The sequence below is a fragment of the Clostridium sp. DL1XJH146 genome (genome assembly GCF_054819755.1).
The window spans coordinates 1-21,605 of record NZ_JBTVVN010000018.1 but is presented as its reverse complement, the minus strand read 5'-3'; the positions used below and the strand labels follow the sequence as shown (position 1 = coordinate 21,605).

Here is a 21,605-nt window from a genome sequence, read left to right as displayed (position 1 = left end):
TATCTAACTCATCATTCATTTTTTATTATCAAATTCCTTTATCATATGCGAAAATATTACACATTTCACTTTTAATCTACATTATCTATATAGCCTAACTTAATAGCATAAGAAATCGCTTGTGCTCTATTTTCTGCTTGTAAAATTTCTATAATTCTAGCCATATGATATTTCACTGTACCTTCTGTAATGTTCATGATTTTTCCTATCTCACTATAATTTAACCCTTTAATTATAAATTTCAAAATATCAATTTGTTGTTTACTTAGTTTACTATCATATTTTCTAGAAAATTTTCCACTTTCACCTCTTAAATAGTCATTATAAATATCTTTTGTTATTTCATTTTCTATAAAAACTTTTCTATTCAAAACTACATTATTTATTGCTTCCACTATTTCACTAGAATTTGAACTCTTTAAAAAATAACCTGATGCTCCATATTTTATAGCCTTATAAATATTTTTTTCTTCATCACTTGTAGTTAAAATAATTATTTTTATTTCAGGTTTCATTTGTTTAATCTGCTTTAATGTCTCAATACCATCAAGCCCTTCCATAAAAATATCCAATAAAATAACGTCAGGTACAAATTCTGATATCCTTTTTACAGCTTCTATGCCATTGTTAAAATACTCAACTATATTTATGCCACTTATTTCAAGCATATATTTTAAACCTTCTACAAATAAAATATGATCATCAATTAACATAACATTTACATTGGAAAGTTTATCTTTCATCTATTTACTCCTTTATGTCAATTTCTATTTTAAAGCCTTTATAATCTAAATAAAAATTTATATTTCCATCTATTTCTTTTACTCTTGATTCCATGAATTTCAATCCATAATGCTCTTCATTAGTCTCATTATCTTTAGATTTCATTCCTATGCCGTCATCTTGAATACTAATCTTTATATCATCCTCTTTTTTCAAAATACTTATCCAGACATTCTTAGCTTTTGAATGCTTTGCAACATTAGTTAAAGCTTCTTTTATAATATATTTAATATTTCTTTTTATATCTCCTGAAACATAATTAAATTCACCATCAATTAATAAAGTTGGCTTTGTACTAGTTTGCAGTCTAAATTTTTTTATTTCTTCATATATTTCCTCTTTAAAATCATTTCCTATATTACCTTGTTCTTTAATAACTTTTATAAGCCGTCTTATCTCTTTATGTGCATCTTGCGATGCTATTATAATCTTATCAATCTTATTTATATCAAAGTCAATTTCACCGTTAATCATTTCTTGCTTTATCCCTTGAGATTGCATTGCTACAAAAGCCATAAGTTGTCCTAAATTGTCATGAATATCTCTAGCAATGACTTTTCTTTCGTTAACAACTGCTAATTGTCTGTTTTTATCTGCAATAATCTTTTGATCTATTTTTTTATCCGTTATATCATAAGCAGTAATCAACTTATAACTTTCTGTATATTTGTATTCATTAATATTTATAAGTCTAAATTCATAAATCCTAAAACCAATCTCTATTTCAGTTAATGTTTTATTCCCTAATAAAAACTCTATAATCTGTTTATTTTCAAAAAATACAGTTATAGCAGAATAACCTAAGTAATTACCACTTAAGCCTAAAAGAGTCCTGCATTTAATATTCATATCTATTATTTTGTTTTCCTTATCCACAACAAGGTATGCTATATCCATATTTTTGACAATTTCATCCCTTGCAACGAATGTAATATCTAGAAGTCCATATTTAAAAATTGACCAAGCATTAATAATACCTACAATACCAAAATATACGGGCGTTGTATCAAAACTACTAAAAATGCCAATCCTTAATCCATATAAAATATTAGGTAACAATACTATCGATTGACTAATAAGTAATATAATAGCCCTCTTTTTTACTATTCCTTTTTGTTTTACAATACATATAACTAATGTTAAAAGTGATGCCATACTGATTATGTAGCTCAACCCAAGTTGTACAAAAATATAAGGGCTAAAATCTTTTTTGATAACTGTAAAATACCCGTTATATACAAAACTTAAATTTGTTCTAAAAAGTCCATGTATTTGATCTGTTAGAACAAACATTAAAGAAAGATAAGATAAAATCATAAAATAATACAATTTCTTTTTTCTAAACCATTGTTCATATCCTGTTATTTTAAGACTAAAATGCAGAAGACTCCAAGGTATAAAACAATATGGAACATATTGTATATTAGCCCAAACTAATTTGATGCTAAGTTCACTAGATATAAGTTCCATCATATTAGAAAAAGACCACAAACTAAGCAATAATGCATTATAGAAAAAAGCTTTAGCAAATTTAGCATCTCTTTTCTTTAAAATTGCATATAGCCCTAATATAAATGTAATACTAAATGATAATGCAAGTAACATAAGATAAATTTTAGCGTCCATTTTTCCCCTTTATAATGGCTATAATTTTATATATAGTCATTATATACTTTTTTTTTCAGGTTATCCACTATGAAACTTTATTTATGCTCATTTAAAATCTTACTTAACTTACATTATTGTCAAAAATATTTAATCATATTACAATGCCTATTCCATACTTATAATACTTAAATATATTTTTAACCATAATAGTTTCAAAAAAAATACCCTAAATTATGTATAGTATATACTACAAAATTTAAGATATTTTGATAAATATTAACAAGTTAAATGTTTCTACTTAAAAACTAAATTATTGATTTTAAATTTCAATATAATTCGACTTTGAATTCATAGGTTTTATAGAATACCCATTCTTCCTTAAAACAGGTAATACAGCAACTGTAACTCCTGCTACTATCAAACACTTTATTAAATCTGGAATAATAAAAGGTGTAAATCCAATATTAATAGCCCCTAGTATACTTACAGATTTCCCCAAATATAGATTAAGCATTAAATACAGATAAGTAACTCCTAGTACATAATCTATCAACAAACCACAAACTATAGCTAAAAATATTTTAATAAAATTAATTTCTTTAATATATTCTGTTATTTTACCAATTACAAAAGCACATAAAACAAATCCAATTAAATAACCAAAAGTAGGTTGAAATATATAAGTAATTCCTCCTCCATTAGTAAATATAGGAAAGCCAATAAGTCCAATTAGTATATATACTAATTGTGAAATCATCCCATTTTTAGCTCCTAAAAGAATTCCTGCAAAAGTGCAAAACATAATTTGAAGCGTAAAAGGTACCGGTCCTATAGGGATTCTTACAAATGCACTAACAGCTGTAAGTGCCGTAAATAATGCAATAAGTATCATATTTCTTGTATTTATTTTCCTCATAGATAATTCTCCTCTTTTATAATTGTCCATTTATAGTTTATTTGTACAGATTTTTTTGATTTTCTACTAGCAAAAACCAAATTACGTTGTGAAACTTCTCCACTTGTCCCTATTGTAAACTACTAAGACTATCATTGTCAACCCATGTTTTATTTTTGGTTTACAATTGTACTATTTACCTTTTTCTCTGTAGGAAAACCTTCCGGAATATTTAAATAAAAATAAAACGACTTATAGGAAATCTATCTAGAAATTCTATAGTCGCTTTTTTTATACTTAAGTTTTCAATTATCTAAAGTTAGGGTCGTTATACTCTTTTTCGTTTTTCATTTCCAGTTTCCTTTTTATATTGCCAATTTGTTCTTGTGAAAGATTTGTTTGCTGTACCATTTGTCTCATACTATATCCTTGTTGCATACATGCTCTAACTTGTTCTACAGCATCTTCATACTCACCTTTATTAAAACCTTCTCTAGCCATTCTAATGGACTCCTTTCTTTTAAATGTAAAGTACATTTTTTTTAAAAGATAATTTGCAATGCTTTTTTAAAGATAATTTGCAATGTGCAATGTGCAATGTGCAATGTGCAATGTGCAATTGTGGATGCTTCTCTCCTATCGTCGAGAAGCTTTAATAATTTAATATATTAAAAGATTTTGCGTAGCAAAATCATCCTTAATTGCTAATTGCTAATTGCAAATTGCAAATTGCAAATTGCTAATTGCACATTTCTCTTTAAATATCATTCTCCACTAATAACTCCCTTAGATTTATGTTTTCTAATATCATCATTATTTATTGTTTCATCTTCGCTTTTATAGCTTGATTTTTTCTTTCTCCTTTTCTTTCCAACGCTATTACTTTGAGCCATATTTCAACCTCCCCTTTGTTCAATGGATACTATTATTTTACCTAAATTATTATAAATAATTCACTTTTTTATAATTTAATTAGGTATATTAATTTTAAAGTTGGTTATCATAATTAAAGATTAATCAAGAAAGAGAGGAATAGTACATTATGGCTAAAAAGGGTATGTCAAGACCTTCACCTGAAGAAAATCAAAAAGGTGTTACTCAAAAAAAAGGTAAAAGAAATAATCCCAAAAAAGTTAATGAAGTAAAATAACATCTCATATTTTACTTTAATTAGTACTATGATAAATTTTATTCTCCACTATTTCAATTAAATCGCCCTAAATTGTAGGGTCAAGTACATAAGAGAATTTATAATTCTCTTAAATGCCTTGTTACGACCGATGACAGATACTTGTAGTTTTCTACTTAAATCTATCATCGGTCGTATTCATATGCCCAATTGTACTTCAAAAATATATATGCTATAATTCAGTTAATGATAAACTATCCAAAAGCTTGTATCTAAGTCGTTTATCAATAAATTACAGCAGTTCTATTCTATATATTAACTGTACACTTCACACCGTAAACTCTAAACTGTGAACTGTGCACCGTGAACTGTGAACTATAAACAGAAGGAGCATATTTATGAGAAGTATTTTTCTAGATACAGAAACAACAGGCCTAAAACCTGGGAAAATAGTTCAATTAACTTACATAATTGAAGAAAACAAAAAGTTTATTGATGCCAAAAACTTTTTTTTCATGGTTGAAGATGGTGAAATGGAGGAATCCGCTGCAAGAGTTCATGGATTCACAGTTGAAAGGCTAGTCAGCTTATCAAAAGGAATGATTTTTGAAGATGCTATCGATGAAATAATGGAAGATTTAAACGGAAGTATCTTTATAGCACATAATGCAAAATTTGATTTACGCTTTATGAATGCTGAATTCGAGAGAATTCAAGCTATTCTACCAATAAAAAAAGAATTTTGTACAATGGAATATTTTAAAAACATTTTAAAGTTACCTTCTAGAAGCAATAGATATAGTGGTTTTAAAAATCCTAAAATGGACGAGGTTGTTAAATATTATAACCTTTCAAACGAAGATATTCTTGAAAAAACAAAAGTTATTTTCAACACAGATAATATATCATACCACGACGCAAGGTATGATACTATGGCAATGTATCTTTGTTGCCTAGTTTCACAAAACAGGAAGATAGAATTATAAGAAATTCAATACACAGTGCACAGTGCACAATGCACAATTAATGATAATTTTCTTCCTTTTAGTCAGAAAATCTTTAAATTAATTACAAAATCAACAAGGCAGTAAATATAATTGTACGAATACAAATATATTTACTGCCTTTAATCTTTTAATGCTTCGATTTTTAATGTTTCAATGTTTCAATGTTTCAATTAAATTCCAGTAATATTTTAGCTCTGCTAAAATATTACTTCCTTAATTGTGCATTGTGCATTGTGCATTGTGCATTAGTTTTTGTTCTGTGCATTGTGCATTGTTCATTGTTCATTAGTTTTTCTTCTATGCATTGTGCATTATAAATACTATCATCTAAGCATCAATATCAAAAATACAACCAGTACAATAGCAAACATCAAAATCGAATAAGTTACACTATTCAAAGTAGCTCTAGTACTTTTAAATGCTTCCCTCATGTTAGTAACAACTTTATCTTCACTATCCATAAATTTGCGGAATAATTCCCAATCTTTTATTTTTCTTCTTTCTCTAGTTATCTCAACAATTTCATTCACTTCATCTTCTTTTTTTCTTTCTGAAAGTTTTTTCATTTTTTCATAAGAATGGTCCACTGATGTATAAAGAGATTTACTTACTTGAATTTCTTTTTTACCAAATGAGTCTATTGCACCACTAACCAAAGCTGCCGTTCTAATAACACTTTGATCTAATATTAGAAGCAAAAAGGACGATACAACTATTAAAAAATGGCCTACAGGTTTATATAAATGATTTTCAATATTAAACCAATCAAGTCCAATGTTTTTATACCACCAGTCTAAACCTGAACCTTTTCTCAAGAATTTTCTAATAAACCCAATATAAATTACAACACCTAAAGCTATCGTAAACAAAGATGTCTTTACATTGTCAAATGTGTAAATATGAATATCCTCTAGGGCATGCATATGATCAAATGATATCATTGTTTTTCCTATAATATTCAAAACAAAATCAGGTCTCACACCTATGAATATAACAATAGCACCTAATATACCCATTGGAAGTAACGCTCTTTTTGTAATTTCAGCTTTTACATTTTCTATATTATGATTACTCTTTTCAACAAATACAGCAATAAATATTTTCAAAAGATAAGCACATGTAAAAGCACTGCTTATTGTAAATACTATTTCACCAACAGTAAATAGCAAACCTCCATATATTTCATGTGCTTCTGATAATGCATGATGCAGAAGTGTTTTACTTCCAAAGCCATTAAAGCCAGGCATACCAATAATGGCACATAAACCTATGAAAAATACAATTTTTAATATAGTTTTATTTCTACCAAACCCACCTATTTTATTAATACTTAATTCATGTAAAACCATATATACAAGTCCTGCTCCCATGAACAAAAGCACTTTAAAAATAACATGATTAATTATATGAAATAATACCCCATATATAGCAATTGCTCTGTGGTCTCCTAAATAACCCATAAGTCCAATACCAACTAAAATATATCCCATCTGACTCATAGAACTATATGCAAGTATCCTTTTTATATTCCTCTGCATCATAGCCAAAAAGCCACCAACAAACATAGTTATAAAGCCTAATATTAGTATCATACGTGAAACTACTATATCGTTACCTAGCATAAATTCACAAGTAATAAATATACCAAATATACCTGTTTTAAGAAGTATACCCGATAAAATTGCACTTGCCGGAGCTGGGGCTGCTGGATGTGCCTTTGGTAACCATATATGAAGTGGAAACATACCTGCTTTCACTCCAAAACCTGTTATTATAAGTCCACTAATTAAATATTTTATATTTCCAAGTTCCTTAAACTCTTCTTTCATGTCTGATAAAACTAAAGTTCCTGTGTAATCATAAACTAAAAATAATCCCATTAGCAATATAAGACCACCAGCAACGGCCATTATTAAATAAGTGTCCCCCGCTTCATGAGAATACTCATCTTCATCGTGTATTATTAATGGATAAGATGCCAAAGACATTATCTCAAAAAAAGTAAATAGATTAATCAAGTTTTCTGATATAAATATACCTATAGTACTCCAAAGTGTTATCATAAAGAATAAATAATATCTATTCCTATTTTTATAACTAATTAAATATTGAGTAGAATAAATAGTAATTAAAAACCAAATAAAGGTAGTTAACCACACAAAAATATATCTAAATAAATCAATTTTAAGATGAAGTCCTACACCCATTATATTATCTATTGTCAGTTCTATAGTTTGAACAGATACATATTTGTATAGTAGTGTAACAAGAGCAAAAACTATTCCCGTCATAAGGACATTAAATATATTTCTGTATCTTTCACTTTTAAAACCTATAATGAATCCTACAAATGAACCCACAAGAGGAATAACCATAATAAAAATTAAAATCACCGTTGGATTCAAAGAGACACCTCCATTTTATATAGTGCACAGTTCACAGTGCACAGTTATTTTAAAAAACTGAGTTTGCTATTTCTCTTAAAAAATTCAATATCGGATTCGGCCATACTCCTAATATTACTGTAATTATTGTTATACAAACTATCGGTATTAGCATATTTAAAGGAGCTTCTTGTACTCCTGCCTCAAAATTACTTTTTTTGAAGAAGGCCGCTGAAACAACAGGGAATAAATACATAGCTGTTAATAATGCTGAAAGAAGTAATATTGCTGGAAAAATAATCTTACCTGCTGCTAATCCACCTATCGCCAAAAACCACTTACTTACAAATCCATTTGTTGGCGGTATTCCTACTAATGAAATTGAAGAAATTCCAAAACACCACATAGTTATAGGCATTCTTTTCCCTATTCCCTCCATCTCACTTATGTTTTTCTTATCTGTTGTATACATTATTGCACCAGCACAAAAGAATAATGTTATCTTAATTACAGCATGGTTTATTAAATGAAGAAGACCTCCTACAAAAGCATCTTCATTGAGCATAATTATTCCAAGTAAAATATATCCTAACTGACTTATAGTAGAATAAGCCAATCTTTTCTTAAGATTATCTTGATGCAACGCTAAAAACGACCCCATCAATATAGTAAGCACTACAAAAACAGCCATATATACCTGTCCGCCTGTACTAGCAATAACATCAACACCAAAAATAAAGTAGCATACTCTTATTAAAGCAAAAACACCAGATTTTACAACAGCAACTGCATGTAATAATGAACTAACAGGTGTAGGTGCAACCATAGCTGCCGGCAACCAAGAATGAAATGGTGCTAAAGCTGCTTTTACTCCAAATCCAAGAAACATAGCTATAAAAACTATCAAAACAAGAGTATTATCATATGAAGCTACCGTTCCAAAAACTCCCTTAGGAATAAAATTTAAATTATTAGTAATACTAAAAAGTATTAGTGTCCCGAAAAGCACCATTGTAGCACCACTAAAAGAATAAATTAAATATTTTTTACCACTTTGCAATGCTTCGTTACTACCATTATGAATAACTAATGGGAAAGTACACAAAGTCAAAAGTTCATAAAACAAATAAAGTGTGATTAAATTACCTGCAAAAGCAATACCTAATGTTATCCCAAGTGTAAGGGTAAAAAATGCAAAAAATCTCCTTTCCTTTCCTTCATGCTTCATATATTCTATAGAATAAAAAGTTGTAAAAACCCATAATGTAGCAACAAGTAAAGAAAAGAATACTCCGAGTTTATCTATTTTTAAATAAATATCCAGGAAATCATTAAACTTAAAAATATGAAGCATATCTCCTTCAAGATTAAACACCACATATATAGTCAAAAACAAATTCAAAATAACCCCAGTTGCCACAAAAATATTTCTCTTATTCCTTTCAAAATCTGTTAATGCTAATACAACAGAAAGAATTCCAGGAAATAAAATAGGCAGTAAAATCAATAAATTATTCACTTTTTATCCTCCTATATTAAACCCGAACTAATAAATGCAATTATATTTTTAGATGAAAATCCTACTATTATCATAGCTAAAATCAACATTGCAATAGGTATTAATTCCTGCACACTCATATTTTTCGATTTATATATTTTATTTTCTAAATTTTCCTCTCCAAAATAACCGTTTATAACTATAGGGAAATAATATACCGCGTTTAATAATGAACTTACAAGGATTACAATTATGAGTAAAACCTTGCCACTTTCAATACTCCCAATAGCTAGATACCATTTACTCACAAAACCTGGCAGAACAGGAATTCCAACCATTGATAAAGCTCCAATAAAAAATAAACCAAGGGCTTTAGGCATTTCTTTTCCTATGCCTTTTAATTCATCAACTTTCTTAAATCCTGTTTGATGTATCATTGCACCTGAAATCAAGAAAAGAGCTGATTTTGTAACAGCATGCCCTACCATATGAAATATAGCAATAGTTACCCCAAGTTCAGTTCCAAGTCCTATACCAAAAAATATATAACCCATTTGAGCAACTGAAGAATACGCAATAACTCTTTTTAATTCCTTTTGCATAATAGCAAAAATCGATCCCATTATCATACCTGCACTACCTAATATTAAAATCAAATCAAGTACTGGGAACTGACCTATTATTTCAAATCCAAAAATTCTATATAAAACTTTTATTAAAAGAAAAATATATCCCTTCAATACTAAAGCTGATAAAATTGCAGAAGATGAAGTTGGTGCACTAGAATGTGCATCTGGAAGCCATGAATGAAGAGGAAACATAGCACTTTTAACTCCTAATCCTATTGTAAATAATCCTAAAATTATTAATATAGCATCAGGATATTCCATGTAGATACCTAAAAGCACTTCATGCATACTTGTCATATTTAACTGTCCGGTAATTGAATATAAATATGCAATACCCATAAGTACAAGTCCTGAACCTAGTATGCTCATAATAAGATATTTAAGCGTAGCCTTTATTGTTTCTTTTTTATCCTTAACCACGATTATTCCACAAGACGCTAATGTGCCAATTTCTATAAATACATAAGCATTAAAAAGATCATTAGTATAAACTAATCCTAGAATTGACCCTATTAATATATTAATTAGTAAATAATATAGTGATATTCTATTTTCTTTAATATCATGGTCTATACTGTAAATTGAATACCATATAATCATTAAGGCAACAAAACAAAACACAAACGCTAATAAAACTTCACTATTGCCTATAAAAAATTCTATTCCATAAGGTGCATCAAAATGCCCTACTCTATAAAAATATGACCCGTTATTTGCTGTATATATTAAAGATATCAAGGCTAATAAAGTAGCAATGCCCATCGATACCATACTTAAAAACTTCACTCTTTTTTTATCATTTAAAAGAGGCATTACAAAAGATGTGATGAATAAAACCAATATTATAATTAGTGGAAAACTCCTACTCATAAATTATCCTCCCATTTTCATAATTTCATCTAATTCAACTGTTCCAAATTTTTCATAAACCTTAATAGTTAACGCTAACGCAAATGCTGTCATACTAACGGCAACAACAATACCTGTTAGCATCAAAGCTGAAGGAATAGGGTTAATATAATTCCCAGTAACATTGCCATTTATAATAATTGGAGCTTCTTTGCCAACTATATATCCTTTAGCTATAAAAAATAAAAATATAGCAGTATCCATAATATTCATTCCTATTATTTTCTTTATCAAATTATTATGCAATAAAAGAGTAACAAAACCAATTCCAAATAATATTATTGCTCCAGCTTCATAATAATTTCCTATTAATTCAATCATTTTTATATTTCTCCTTCATCGAATAATGAATATAAAGTGTACATAACAATTGAAACTACTGTTCCTACAAAAATATTAAGTGGTAATAGATATTTAGCACTCAAAATATTTCCCGGTGTACCTATTGGAGGTTCTGGCAAATTCAAATGTGCTCCTCCAGTTATAAAACTATACCCTTTCACAAACCCATATAAAATCATGGCCCCACATAAAAATTTCAATAATTTATTATAAGAAAGCTTTTCTTTTGCTTTATTTTTTCCATATACAATTCTATAAAGTATAAAACTAGCTCCTATTATCGTTCCCCCAGCAAATCCACCACCTGGACTTAAGTGTCCATAGAAGATTACATATACCCCAAATATCTGGATAAAGGGGATTATTATTTTGCTAATTTCTTTAAGTATTATATCTTTCAAATTCCCCACTCCTTTTATTCTTCTTTTTTCAAAACCAAAATAACACACATTGCTCCTGTAAATAAAACAGCTGCTTCAACAAATGTATCAAAAGCTCTATAATCAAGAATAATTCCTGTAACTATATTAGTTGCTCCAGTATCTTCCATTGTATGTTCAATATAATACTTTGTAACTTCATTATTTGAAGGCTTTTCCTCTACCCCAAATTCAGGTAAATCTACAACACCAATTAAAAGAATATATATCAAACTAACCGTAACTAAAATTGATAAAATCTTTCTCATTTTTTCGCTCCTTTAATCCTTTTCAATGTCAGAATAAATAAAATTGTCGTTATCCCCGCTCCTACAGCCGCTTCTGTAATGGCAAGATCTGGAGCATTTAACTGTTGCCAAATAATAGCCATAATCAAACTATAAACCATAAAAACAATTATTGATCCAAGTAAATTTTTTATAGCTGAAACTGCTATAGAAAAGACTATTAAAGATAATAAAATTACTATGCTAAACATCTTCATTGTTATTCGCCTCATTCCCTTTATCCTGTGAAACTAAAACAGCCTTTGCTATTAAATGTGTTGCTGTTGGATTTGTAATCCAAATAAACACTATAATTAAAACTAGTTTTAAACTAACAAAATTCATTCCATTATATATAATAAGAGAAGTCAAAGTTAAAACCGCTCCTAAAGTATCACATTTTGCTGCACTATGTGCTCTTGTAAAAACATCTGGAAATCTTAAAATACCTACCGTCCCCACCATAAAGAAAAACAGTCCGCCAAACATAAATATCGAAGAAATAACAATCCTCACCAAGTTCAAACCCCCTCTTATCAGTTCACAGTTCACAGTTCACAGTTCACAGTTCATAGTTTAAGGATGATTTTGCTACGCAAAATCCACTATTTAAATTAAAGATTTTCTGAGCAAAGGGAAGAAAATCCTCCTAAATTGTGCATTGTGCATTGTTCATTGTGCATTGCTTTTATATTATTTTTCTTTCTCTATATATTTCGAAATAACTACTGATGCAATAAAACTTATAAGTGCATATACTAAAGCTACATCTACAAAATATGTTTCATGAAGGATAAAAGAAACAATCAATATCAAAATAATTGTCTTAGTTCCAACTACATTAACTGCAATTAATCTATCTGCAGGAGACGGCCCTTTAATTGCCCTAAACATGCAGAAGAATATTGTAATAGACAAAAACATTATTGCAAATATAAAAACTCCATTCATAACTATTCCTCTACTTTCATAAGAATCTTTTCAAATTTCGAATCAATAACATCCTTAATATATTCTTCTTTCAAACAGTGTACTGTGAAAATATCTTCTTCCATTTTTATAGTTAGAGTACCAGGTGTTAGCGTTATAGAATTCGCCAATATAGTTCTTAACATATTACCTTTGAGTTTAGTCTTAAAGGTAATTACCTTAGGGTTTAAAACTACTCTAGGGTTTAAAACTACTGCTGCCACATGAAAATTGGCAATTACTATTTCTTTAACTAATACAATCAAGTACCATATTAAATACTTTATTTTTTTGAACAATTTTATTTTACTAATTTTTATTTTATTAAATTTATCTTTATTAAATTGAAAAACCATCCAGCTTACAGCTATTCCGATAATAAAAGCTTCCACAGTTAGTCTTTGTCCTAATATAATCCAAAAAGCAATATAGATTAAAATAATTACAAATCCCATGTCACCCCTCCAAAATTATTCTTTCAATTTATTATATAGCAATTTCCATACCAAGATTATCTGTAAACATATACATCATTGGCAAACGGTCATTTCATTGAAGTTGATAATGCAGATGATTTATTTCTAATTGCAATAACAATAAAAGATTGCTATTTTTTTATCAATATTTTTGTTTAGTGTTTCACTATGATACACTAAAACCTTTCATCTCAATTTTATGTGTATTATTTTGAGGCACTTGTATCATTTTAAAACACTATGGACCAAGGTATTTTTTTTCATCGATTCCGTATTTTAACATTTTTCTGTACAATGTACTTCTTCCTATACCAAGTATTTTAGATGAAGCAGTTATATTACCTTTCATTTCTTTCAAAGTCCTCTTTATAGCATCCGCTTCAATCTGTTCGAGCGTTCTTAATGGCTGAATATATGATTTTTCTCCACCTTCATCTCTATTCTTTATATTCATAGGCAAATCTTGTACCGAAAGAATAGCACCATCTTCTTCAATATTTACTACCCTCTGCATTACATTTTGCAATTCTCTTACATTTCCTGGCCAATTATAAGCTATTAATGAATTATAAAAACCCTCGTCAACACCCTTTACTTTCTTACCACTTGTTTCGCAAAATTTCTCTAAGAAAAAATCAACTAAAATTTTAATATCTTCTTTCCTATCTTTTAAAGCAGGTGTATATATAGGCATAACATTTATTCTATAAAAAAGGTCCTCTCTAAAATTACCAAGTTCAACCTCTTTTTTTAAATCTTTGTTACTTGCTGCAATAACTCTAACATCAATAGGTATTACGTCGTGCCCTCCAACTCTTACTATCTTTCTTTCTTCAAGAACTCTCAAAAGATTAGCTTGTGTATCTAATGGCATATCACCTATTTCATCAAGAAATATAGTTCCTCCATCCGCTAATTCAAATTTCCCAGGATGTCCCCCTCGTTTTGCTCCTGTGAAAGCTCCTTCTATATACCCAAAAAGTTCACTAGAAACAAGTTCCCTCGGAATTGCTCCACAATTTAAAAACACAAAAGGATATTCTCTTCTATCACTTTTATTGTGAATTGCTTGAGCAAACATTTCTTTTCCTGTACCACTTTCTCCTTGGAGTAAAACAGTAGTATTTATATTGGCTGATATTGATGATAATTTAATTGCTTTTTTTATTGCTTCACTTTCTCCTAAAATATCATTAAAGGTAAATCTAGCATTTGCCCCTACTATTTTATTAACTAAATTATGCACTACTTTTTTCTCTCTAAAAGTTATAACTGAGCCACTTAATTTATTTCTATCCATAGATCTAATAGGGAATATATTTGCTATACATACTTTTTTCCTACCCGTTCTAGTTTTAAAAAACATTTCCTCTTCTTCAAATCTTCTCCCTTTAAAAATCCCTTGAACTAATTGCAATCTATTTTCTTTTCTTAAAATCATCCTAAAATTTTTACCTATCAATTCATCTTCTTCATATGCAATAAGATTTCTAGCAAATCTATTAATACTCACTATATTTTCATTTATGTCTACTTTAATAATACCTTCATAGATAGACTCTGTTATTTGATGAAACCCATCATTGACTGTCTTCAATTTCTCATTATACTTCTGCAGTTTCATTTCTTTTTCAATAGCTTGTGCTGCTGCTACAATCATACCAAGAGTATGAGGATGAACCAGCTCATAACTTCCCGTTATACTTAAAACAGCCATAATTTTTCCATCAAAATCTCTGATAGGTGTAGCTGATGAAGTGTACTTATGATTCATTTTAAGATAATGCTCTGCCCCCATTACTTGTATAGGTTTTCCTGTATATAAACTTATACCAATAGCATTTGTACCTATGTATTCTTCTTTTACATTATATCCATCACTAAACCCTATTCTTTCGTAAAATTCTATCACTTCATCAGAACCACTATGCATAATTACATAACCATCTTTATCAGTTAATCTAATTATAAATTGAGTTTCTTCTAAAAATTTATAAAGACTATCCATAAAAGGTTTAGTTAATTTAAGCATTTCCATCAAATCTCTGTATCTACTATTCAATTCTCTTTTGGTAAGAAAATTGTTGCTATAATCTCCATATGGATCTAAATCATATTCACTACATCGTTCCCAGGAATGATATATCTCTTCTCTCAAACCCTCTTTATCTATTTTGTTTTCTTCAATAAATTCTTTCCATTTCTTATACACAAACTCATCGTTTGATAATAATTTTTTTACAGGCAATTATTTCACCTCTCTTATTTAACTTGTTAGATTTTACAATTGAAAACACACATAATCATAAAAGTTTTTCTTCACACCATCACGAAGTCTTATATTAATTATTATATACTAACCTTACAGTGTTTCCAACTCAACTATTTATTTATAAAAAAAACAAAAGACCATTTTAAAGTCTTTTGTTTGTTTTTTTATTTTATTAAAGTTTCTCAAAAGCAAATAAAATCACTCTTAATGTTCACTCAACCTACTCTATTTCTTCCCCTTCAAAGCTTTTATACTTCGGAGGGTTTTTCTTGTTTCTTCTAGGTTTTGCTTCCAATTCTGCTTCTGTTCTTTCATTTCTTTTACTTTTTTTATGACTTAATCCTTTTATCATTAAATTCACTCCTTTTCTAATAGTAGATAAACTATTTCAACTATTAATCTATACGTGTCCATAACTCGTTAACACACGGAGTTGTGTATAAATACAGATTAAGTTTACGTATAGCTTATCTATAGTTTATCCAAATTAGAAAAGTTTATTTCTTTTTGTATAAGCGCATAACCTATGCATGTGTTTTTAAATTTATCCAATGCATTATGAAGAAATTCCTCCGGTTCTACCATAGAAGGACTAAAATGCGTAAGCCATAACTCTTTAACACATGCCTTATTTGCTAATTCTGCACATTCTGAAAAAAGCATATGTTTATTAGCTATAGCTTTGTCTAAAAAAGCATCATCTCCATACATCCCTTCTCCAATAAAAAGGTCTGAATCTTTTACAAACTCCACCATTTCATCTGTTGGTCTTGTATCCGTACAATAGGATATTTTTATACCTTTTCTATTTTGTCCTAAAACATCGTCTGGTATATATAGCCTTTTTCCGTCCGCTATTATTTCACCCTTTTGAAGTTTACTCCAAAATTTCTTTGGTACATTATTTTTTTCTGCTTTTTTCGCAGAAAATTTTCTCTTCCTGTTTATTTCAATAGAATATCCATAGCACTCAATACCATGATTTAATAGTATTGAGTTAATACTATATCCTTTGTATCTAAAATTATTTAAACCAGTTTTACCACATTCCACAAGCTTTAACTCAAAAGCTAATTCAGGTACTATAACTGTAAGACCAGCAACAACCTCTTTTATTCCTTGGGGACCTATTATTAATAATTCCTCTGTCCTACCACTATTAGATATAGTGCTTAGTAACCCAGGTAAACCAGCAACATGATCTGCATGATAATGGGTTAAACATATAACATCTATATTTTTAATTCCCCATTTCATTTTCTTCAATTGTATTTGAGTCCCTTCACCACAATCAATCAAAATGCTGCTACCATAAAAATTTATCAGTGCAGCACTCAAGAACCTGTCTGGAAGTGGCATCATTCCACCTTCACCAAGCAAACCTACTCTAACCATAACTAAATACTTCCTTTTTAAAGGCTATGCTTTAAAGATTTGTTAATATACTTCAAAAACAACATTGCCATAAAACAAATCCTATTTATAGAATATTATTCACAGCCTACCATCTCTAATTCTTTTCTTATTAAGTTTATTATATACTCTTTATCTTCTTTATTATTTACAAAATCTATACTGTCAACATTAATAGTTAAAATTCGAGATGCATTATATACTTTGAAATAATCTGAATAATGTGTATTAAGTCTTTCCCAATACTCTCTTTCAACTATTTTTTCATAATCTCTTCCTCTTGTATTAATTTTCTTAATTGCATTATCTACATTTGTTTCTAAATAAATCATAAGTTTAGGTGGATGACAATGTTCTATCATATTTTCAAATAAATCTATGTATAGATCATATTCCTCCTTGCTCATTTCATCTTTTTCCATAAGCATTTTTGCAAATATTAAATCTCCATAAATACTTCTATCAAGAATAGCATTTCCTATATTAGCGGCTTCTTTGATCATTCTAAATCTGTTATTCAAAAAAAATATTTGAAGAGAAAAACTATATCTCTTTCTATCATAATAAAATTTATCTAATATAGGGTTGTCTACTACTGGTTCTAAAAAAGGCTTATAGTTAAATTCATCTACTAATATTTTCATCAAACTCGTTTTTCCTACTCCTACTACTCCATCTACTACTACCAAATTCCAACAATCCTTTCCCTCTAATTTCTTTAGCAATTGATAATCCATCATAATATTGGTTACTCCTTTATTACAAACTACGTTATATTATGACATAATTATCGCTATTCTGCAAAGGATTTCTCAGTATTTTAAATTACCAAATATCACTATTTTTACATTATAAAAATATAACGTATACATAAATTTCGCTGCTTAAAATATTTTACAGAGTTATCCACATTTTCTTACCCTATATAAAAAAATCCACATACGACTGTGGATTTTTTTAATTATTGAAATTTTATTTATAGTCTTCATTCTTCATAGTTTGTTTTTATTATAATTTTTAGTTTTAATTTTTTAATATTTTTTCCAAAAATTCTACTTCTACAAAGTTTTTCTATAGTAATTAATCAAACAACCTGCTAATATTATTTCTCTTTCACTTTGTGTAAGGTCATCAATATATAAAATCAATTCCCTCTTCTCATTATCATTACCAATAATGAACGCTTTAACTTCTGTTTCATTTTCCTTTATTGCTTTTTTAATATTAGGTACAAAGATATATTCATTATTTTCTAGTTTTATATCCTCTTCTTTTGTCTTAAAAGGTATCAAACCCCAATTTACACAATTACTTCTATATCTTTTAGTCGCATACTCTACAGCTATATTTGCCATTCCACCTAAAACCTTTTGACAAGAAGCTGCTTGCTCCCTTGCTGAACCATCACCTGGTTTATTAGCATATATTACGCTTCCTAGTGATGTCGTCTTAATTAAATTATCCATATCTTCATCTTGCCCAAGAATTTCAAATACTTTTTTTACTTCACCAGTAATTTTTTTATCATCTTTAATTAAACTAATTCTTTCATCTTCAAGTTTCTTTATTCCTTTAGCTCTACCTACATATTCTGGATCTTTTCTGCTCAACGTAAACTCTGAAAGTTTATAAGGATCTGATCTATAAGATGACGTTTCTCCTGACGGAATTAACTCATCTGTAGTAGTAACAGGATCTTTTATAACGCATGCTACCTTAAGCAAAAGATTGTCAGTGAGTTCTATAATTTCTGGCCAATCTTTTATATTTGGTCCATAAACAAGCTCTGATTTAGTATCTCCACTATTGAAACCTGAATAAACTCGATGTTTGTATATTTTATCATTAAAATCATATTCTTTTATTTCATTAACAGTTGGAAACTCCTCTGCTGATGTTAGAATTCCTCCATTAATAGCTGTTGCTGTAATTGACTTCGCATCCATCAAAGCTACTGAAGAAATCTGTCCATCTTTTGGTTTAGAACCTTCTCTATTTGGGAAATTCCTAGTAGTATGTCTGATACTTAGGGCATTATTTGAAGGCGTATCTCCCGCTCCAAAGCAAGGTCCACAAAATGCCGTTTTAACAATCGCTCCTGCTTGCATTAATTTATTTATTGTTCCATTTTGGTTAAGTGCAAAGTTAACAGGTTGACTTGATGGATAAACACTTAATGAAAACTCATCATGTCCTATAAATTTATCTTGTAGCATTTCCCCGGCAATACTTATATTCTCATAAGTTCCACCTGCACATCCTGCAATAATACCTTGGTCTACTTTAATTTTACCATTAACTATTTTATCAGTTAATTTGAAGTTTAAATTAGAATTACTAAATAATTTCTTAGCCCCTTCTTCAACACTTCTAAGTATCTCATAAGGATTTTGATTCAATTCCTTTATCGTATAAACATTGCTTGGATGGAAAGGAAGGGCAATTACTGGTTCAATAGCACTTAAATCTATTTTTATAGCTCCATCATAACAAGCCACTTTTCCTGGAGCCATTTGTTTATAATCTCCTTCTCTTCCATGAACTTTAAGATAGTCTTTAACCTTCTCATCAGTACACCATATGCTTGATAAACAAGTAGTTTCAGTTGTCATTACATCTATACCAATTCTATAATCAACGGATAAATTCCCAACTCCAGGTCCAACAAATTCCATAATTTTATTTTTTACAAATCCAGATTTAAAAACTTCTTTTATAATTGATAAAGCTACATCTTGAGGTCCTACATATGCTTTTGGTGCATTTTCCAAATACACTGCAATAACTCCAGGGTATTTTATATCATATGTTTTTTTCAGCAATTGTTTTACAAGCTCCGGGCCGCCTTCACCCATTGCCATAGTTCCTAATGCTCCATATCTAGTATGGCTATCTGAACCTAAAATCATTTTGCCACCACCAGCCATCATTTCACGCATATACTGATGTATTACTGCTTGATGAGGAGGAACATATATGCCTCCATATTTTTTAGCTGCTGATAATCCAAAAACATGGTCATCTTCATTTATTGTCCCACCTACTGCACACAAACTATTATGGCAATTTGTCAAAACATATTCCATAGGGAATTTTTCAAGACCACAAGCTCTAGCTGTCTGTATAATACCTACAAATGTAATATCATGAGAAGCTATTTTATCAAATCTAATGTTTAAATTCTCCATATCATCTGATAAATTATGCTCTTTTAAAATATGGAAAGCCATAGTATTTTTCTTAGCTACTGACAATTCAAAATCATCTTCTTGCAATTTATCATTTTCTTGACGGAAAAACTTCCCGTTCAATTCTTCAATATTTATTTTTTCATCTTCTTCAACTAATTCGGTATTTTTTAATAAAAATACCTTCTTATCAATAATATTAATCATCCTATCATGCCAGCCCCTTTTGTTTTTATAATTTAATCACCTGTCCCTAATTTGTCTTCGATTATTAAAATTATACTCTAAATCGTCTCAAATTACAAATAGCTAGCTTTGATAAATATGAATTTTTTTTTTCAAATACTTGCAAATACTAATTTATTACCTCTTCAAATTAATAGGATTTCCATGACCTAAATCTTTTTTCTTATCCTGAAGGGAACTTTTTTGTTGCTCTTCAAGGTTTACTTTACCTAATTCATCTTTTGTTTTTTCACTCAATATGTTACTTTTGCTTTTTTTACTCATAAGACACCGCCTTTTTTTATATATAGAGTGCTTCTTTATATAGAGTGCAGTTTGCAGAGTGCAGAGTGCAGTTAAAACATTAAAAGATTAAACCTTAAAGCATTAAAAGATTAAACCTTAAAACATTAAAACCTTGAAAGCTTAAAAGATTACAATATTAAAACCATAGAAACTGTAATTCATAACACTTTATTTTCACTCTAAAGTGAAAGATGATTTAGCGTAGCTAAATCGATGTCTAAATTCAAAGATTTTCTGACGGGAGGGAAGAAAATCATCCTTCACTGCACATTGCACTCTGCACTCTGCACTCTTCACACTTGTTTTAAAAATAGTGTTCCCTTGATATAAACTCTTATTCTTTCTTCTACAAAGCCAGTTAGTCTATATCTTAAAAAGTATCCATCTACAATAATTCAATTCATATTTAATTTCGTAAATCTTCAAATCATTATTAAATATACTTTGACACGTATATACTATGACCTCATTTCCTGCCAACTTCTGCTTCTCTCTATTTAGTATTCTATCTATTTTTTTAACATCTTCCGATTTCTCTTTCTCAATTTTGAATTTCACAGGATGTGGAAGTCCATCTCTATCAAACCAAGCAACCATATCTATGGGTTTTGCTATAACCTTCACTTCTAAAGCCCCCTTTTTTGAGTGTGAAGTGTGGAACGTGAAGTGTGAAGTTAAGGATGATTCTCTCCTTGCAGTCGAGAATCTTTAATTTAATAGTGGATTTAGCTTCGCTAAATCCTACTCTGTTTAGTAGTGATAAAATTTTTAGCGTAGCTAAAAATTTTATCACACTTCACACTTCACACTTCACACTTCACACTTCACACTTCACACTTCACACTTCACACTTCACACTTCACACT

Annotated in this window: 23 protein-coding genes; 1 reads left to right on the top strand and 22 read right to left on the bottom strand. The window is 29.1% G+C overall.

Features of this window, described 5'->3' with window-relative positions; all coding sequences use genetic code 11:
* Window positions 1-71: 71 nt before the first annotated feature.
* From ACVHXK_RS10210 to ACVHXK_RS10190, 5 genes are all read right to left on the bottom strand, one after another.
* Window positions 72-743, bottom strand: a complete 672-nt coding sequence (locus tag ACVHXK_RS10210) for a response regulator (RefSeq protein ID WP_461206291.1) — start codon at window positions 741-743, stop codon at window positions 72-74.
* Between the two features lie 4 nt (window positions 744-747).
* Entirely contained in the window at window positions 748-2,409 is a 1,662-nt protein-coding gene (locus tag ACVHXK_RS10205) for a sensor histidine kinase (RefSeq protein ID WP_461206290.1), read from the bottom strand.
* A gap of 301 nt (window positions 2,410-2,710) precedes the next feature.
* Window positions 2,711-3,307, bottom strand: a complete 597-nt coding sequence (locus ACVHXK_RS10200) for a biotin transporter BioY (RefSeq protein ID WP_461206289.1) — start codon at window positions 3,305-3,307, stop codon at window positions 2,711-2,713.
* Window positions 3,308-3,595: 288 nt separating this feature from the next.
* A complete protein-coding gene (locus ACVHXK_RS10195; protein WP_461206288.1) occupies window positions 3,596-3,787 on the bottom strand; it encodes a hypothetical protein in 192 nt (63 codons plus the stop codon).
* Between the two features lie 263 nt (window positions 3,788-4,050).
* Window positions 4,051-4,179, bottom strand: coding sequence for a hypothetical protein (locus ACVHXK_RS10190; RefSeq protein ID WP_461206287.1), 129 nt, complete (start codon window positions 4,177-4,179; stop codon window positions 4,051-4,053).
* 634 nt (window positions 4,180-4,813) lie between these two features.
* On the opposite strand from ACVHXK_RS10190, the gene ACVHXK_RS10185 reads away from it, so the two are divergent.
* Complete coding sequence (locus ACVHXK_RS10185) at window positions 4,814-5,401, top strand: 3'-5' exonuclease (protein WP_461206286.1); 588 nt, start codon at window positions 4,814-4,816, stop codon at window positions 5,399-5,401.
* Window positions 5,402-5,745: 344 nt separating this feature from the next.
* Here ACVHXK_RS10185 and ACVHXK_RS10180 read toward each other — a convergent pair whose 3' ends face one another.
* The 17 genes from ACVHXK_RS10180 to ACVHXK_RS10100 all read right to left on the bottom strand — a co-directional run bounded on the left by ACVHXK_RS10180 (window position 5,746) and on the right by ACVHXK_RS10100 (window position 21,363).
* Window positions 5,746-7,827 (bottom strand): complex I subunit 5 family protein, encoded by a 2,082-nt coding sequence (locus tag ACVHXK_RS10180; protein ID WP_461206285.1) that lies wholly within the window; start codon window positions 7,825-7,827, stop codon window positions 5,746-5,748.
* Between the two features lie 49 nt (window positions 7,828-7,876).
* Window positions 7,877-9,325, bottom strand: coding sequence for a complex I subunit 5 family protein (locus ACVHXK_RS10175; protein WP_461206284.1), 1,449 nt, complete (start codon window positions 9,323-9,325; stop codon window positions 7,877-7,879).
* Between the two features lie 11 nt (window positions 9,326-9,336).
* Window positions 9,337-10,803: a complex I subunit 5 family protein gene (locus tag ACVHXK_RS10170; RefSeq protein ID WP_461206283.1), complete on the bottom strand. Its 1,467-nt coding sequence runs from the start codon at window positions 10,801-10,803 to the stop codon at window positions 9,337-9,339.
* 3 nt (window positions 10,804-10,806) lie between these two features.
* The gene (locus ACVHXK_RS10165) at window positions 10,807-11,163 is read right to left on the bottom strand and encodes a sodium:proton antiporter (protein WP_461206282.1); all 357 of its coding nucleotides are present in this window, start codon (window positions 11,161-11,163) and stop codon (window positions 10,807-10,809) included.
* Window positions 11,164-11,165: 2 nt separating this feature from the next.
* Window positions 11,166-11,585 carry an MnhB domain-containing protein gene (locus ACVHXK_RS10160; RefSeq protein ID WP_461206281.1) on the bottom strand — a complete coding sequence of 140 codons (420 nt, stop codon included), beginning with the start codon at window positions 11,583-11,585 and terminating at the stop codon, window positions 11,166-11,168.
* Window positions 11,586-11,599: 14 nt separating this feature from the next.
* Window positions 11,600-11,872: a hydrogen gas-evolving membrane-bound hydrogenase subunit E gene (gene mbhE, locus ACVHXK_RS10155; RefSeq protein WP_461206280.1), complete on the bottom strand. Its 273-nt coding sequence runs from the start codon at window positions 11,870-11,872 to the stop codon at window positions 11,600-11,602.
* Window positions 11,869-12,108 carry a hydrogenase subunit MbhD domain-containing protein gene (locus tag ACVHXK_RS10150; protein WP_461206279.1) on the bottom strand — a complete coding sequence of 80 codons (240 nt, stop codon included), beginning with the start codon at window positions 12,106-12,108 and terminating at the stop codon, window positions 11,869-11,871. Before ACVHXK_RS10150 ends, mbhE begins: the two co-directional genes overlap by 4 nt.
* Entirely contained in the window at window positions 12,095-12,406 is a 312-nt protein-coding gene (gene mnhG, locus ACVHXK_RS10145; RefSeq protein WP_461206337.1) for a monovalent cation/H(+) antiporter subunit G, read from the bottom strand. The genes ACVHXK_RS10150 and mnhG overlap by 14 nt, the downstream gene beginning before the upstream one ends.
* Before the next feature lie 177 nt (window positions 12,407-12,583).
* Window positions 12,584-12,841 carry a monovalent cation/H+ antiporter complex subunit F gene (locus tag ACVHXK_RS10140; protein WP_461206278.1) on the bottom strand — a complete coding sequence of 86 codons (258 nt, stop codon included), beginning with the start codon at window positions 12,839-12,841 and terminating at the stop codon, window positions 12,584-12,586.
* 2 nt (window positions 12,842-12,843) lie between these two features.
* A complete protein-coding gene (locus ACVHXK_RS10135) occupies window positions 12,844-13,314 on the bottom strand; it encodes a Na+/H+ antiporter subunit E (protein WP_461206277.1) in 471 nt (156 codons plus the stop codon).
* Between the two features lie 259 nt (window positions 13,315-13,573).
* Window positions 13,574-15,583, bottom strand: a complete 2,010-nt coding sequence (locus ACVHXK_RS10130) for a sigma-54-dependent Fis family transcriptional regulator (RefSeq protein WP_461206276.1) — start codon at window positions 15,581-15,583, stop codon at window positions 13,574-13,576.
* A 244-nt stretch (window positions 15,584-15,827) separates the two neighbouring features.
* Entirely contained in the window at window positions 15,828-15,959 is a 132-nt protein-coding gene (locus ACVHXK_RS10125; protein WP_461206275.1) for a hypothetical protein, read from the bottom strand.
* A gap of 119 nt (window positions 15,960-16,078) precedes the next feature.
* Window positions 16,079-17,002 (bottom strand): ribonuclease Z, encoded by a 924-nt coding sequence (locus tag ACVHXK_RS10120; protein ID WP_461206274.1) that lies wholly within the window; start codon window positions 17,000-17,002, stop codon window positions 16,079-16,081.
* 95 nt (window positions 17,003-17,097) lie between these two features.
* Window positions 17,098-17,760: a deoxynucleoside kinase gene (locus tag ACVHXK_RS10115; protein ID WP_461206273.1), complete on the bottom strand. Its 663-nt coding sequence runs from the start codon at window positions 17,758-17,760 to the stop codon at window positions 17,098-17,100.
* A gap of 318 nt (window positions 17,761-18,078) precedes the next feature.
* A complete protein-coding gene (locus ACVHXK_RS10110; protein ID WP_461206272.1) occupies window positions 18,079-20,415 on the bottom strand; it encodes a hydratase in 2,337 nt (778 codons plus the stop codon).
* Between the two features lie 156 nt (window positions 20,416-20,571).
* The gene (locus ACVHXK_RS10105; RefSeq protein WP_461206271.1) at window positions 20,572-20,718 is read right to left on the bottom strand and encodes a hypothetical protein; all 147 of its coding nucleotides are present in this window, start codon (window positions 20,716-20,718) and stop codon (window positions 20,572-20,574) included.
* Window positions 20,719-21,102: 384 nt separating this feature from the next.
* Window positions 21,103-21,363, bottom strand: coding sequence for a hypothetical protein (locus ACVHXK_RS10100; protein ID WP_461206270.1), 261 nt, complete (start codon window positions 21,361-21,363; stop codon window positions 21,103-21,105).
* Window positions 21,364-21,605 lie beyond the last annotated feature (242 nt).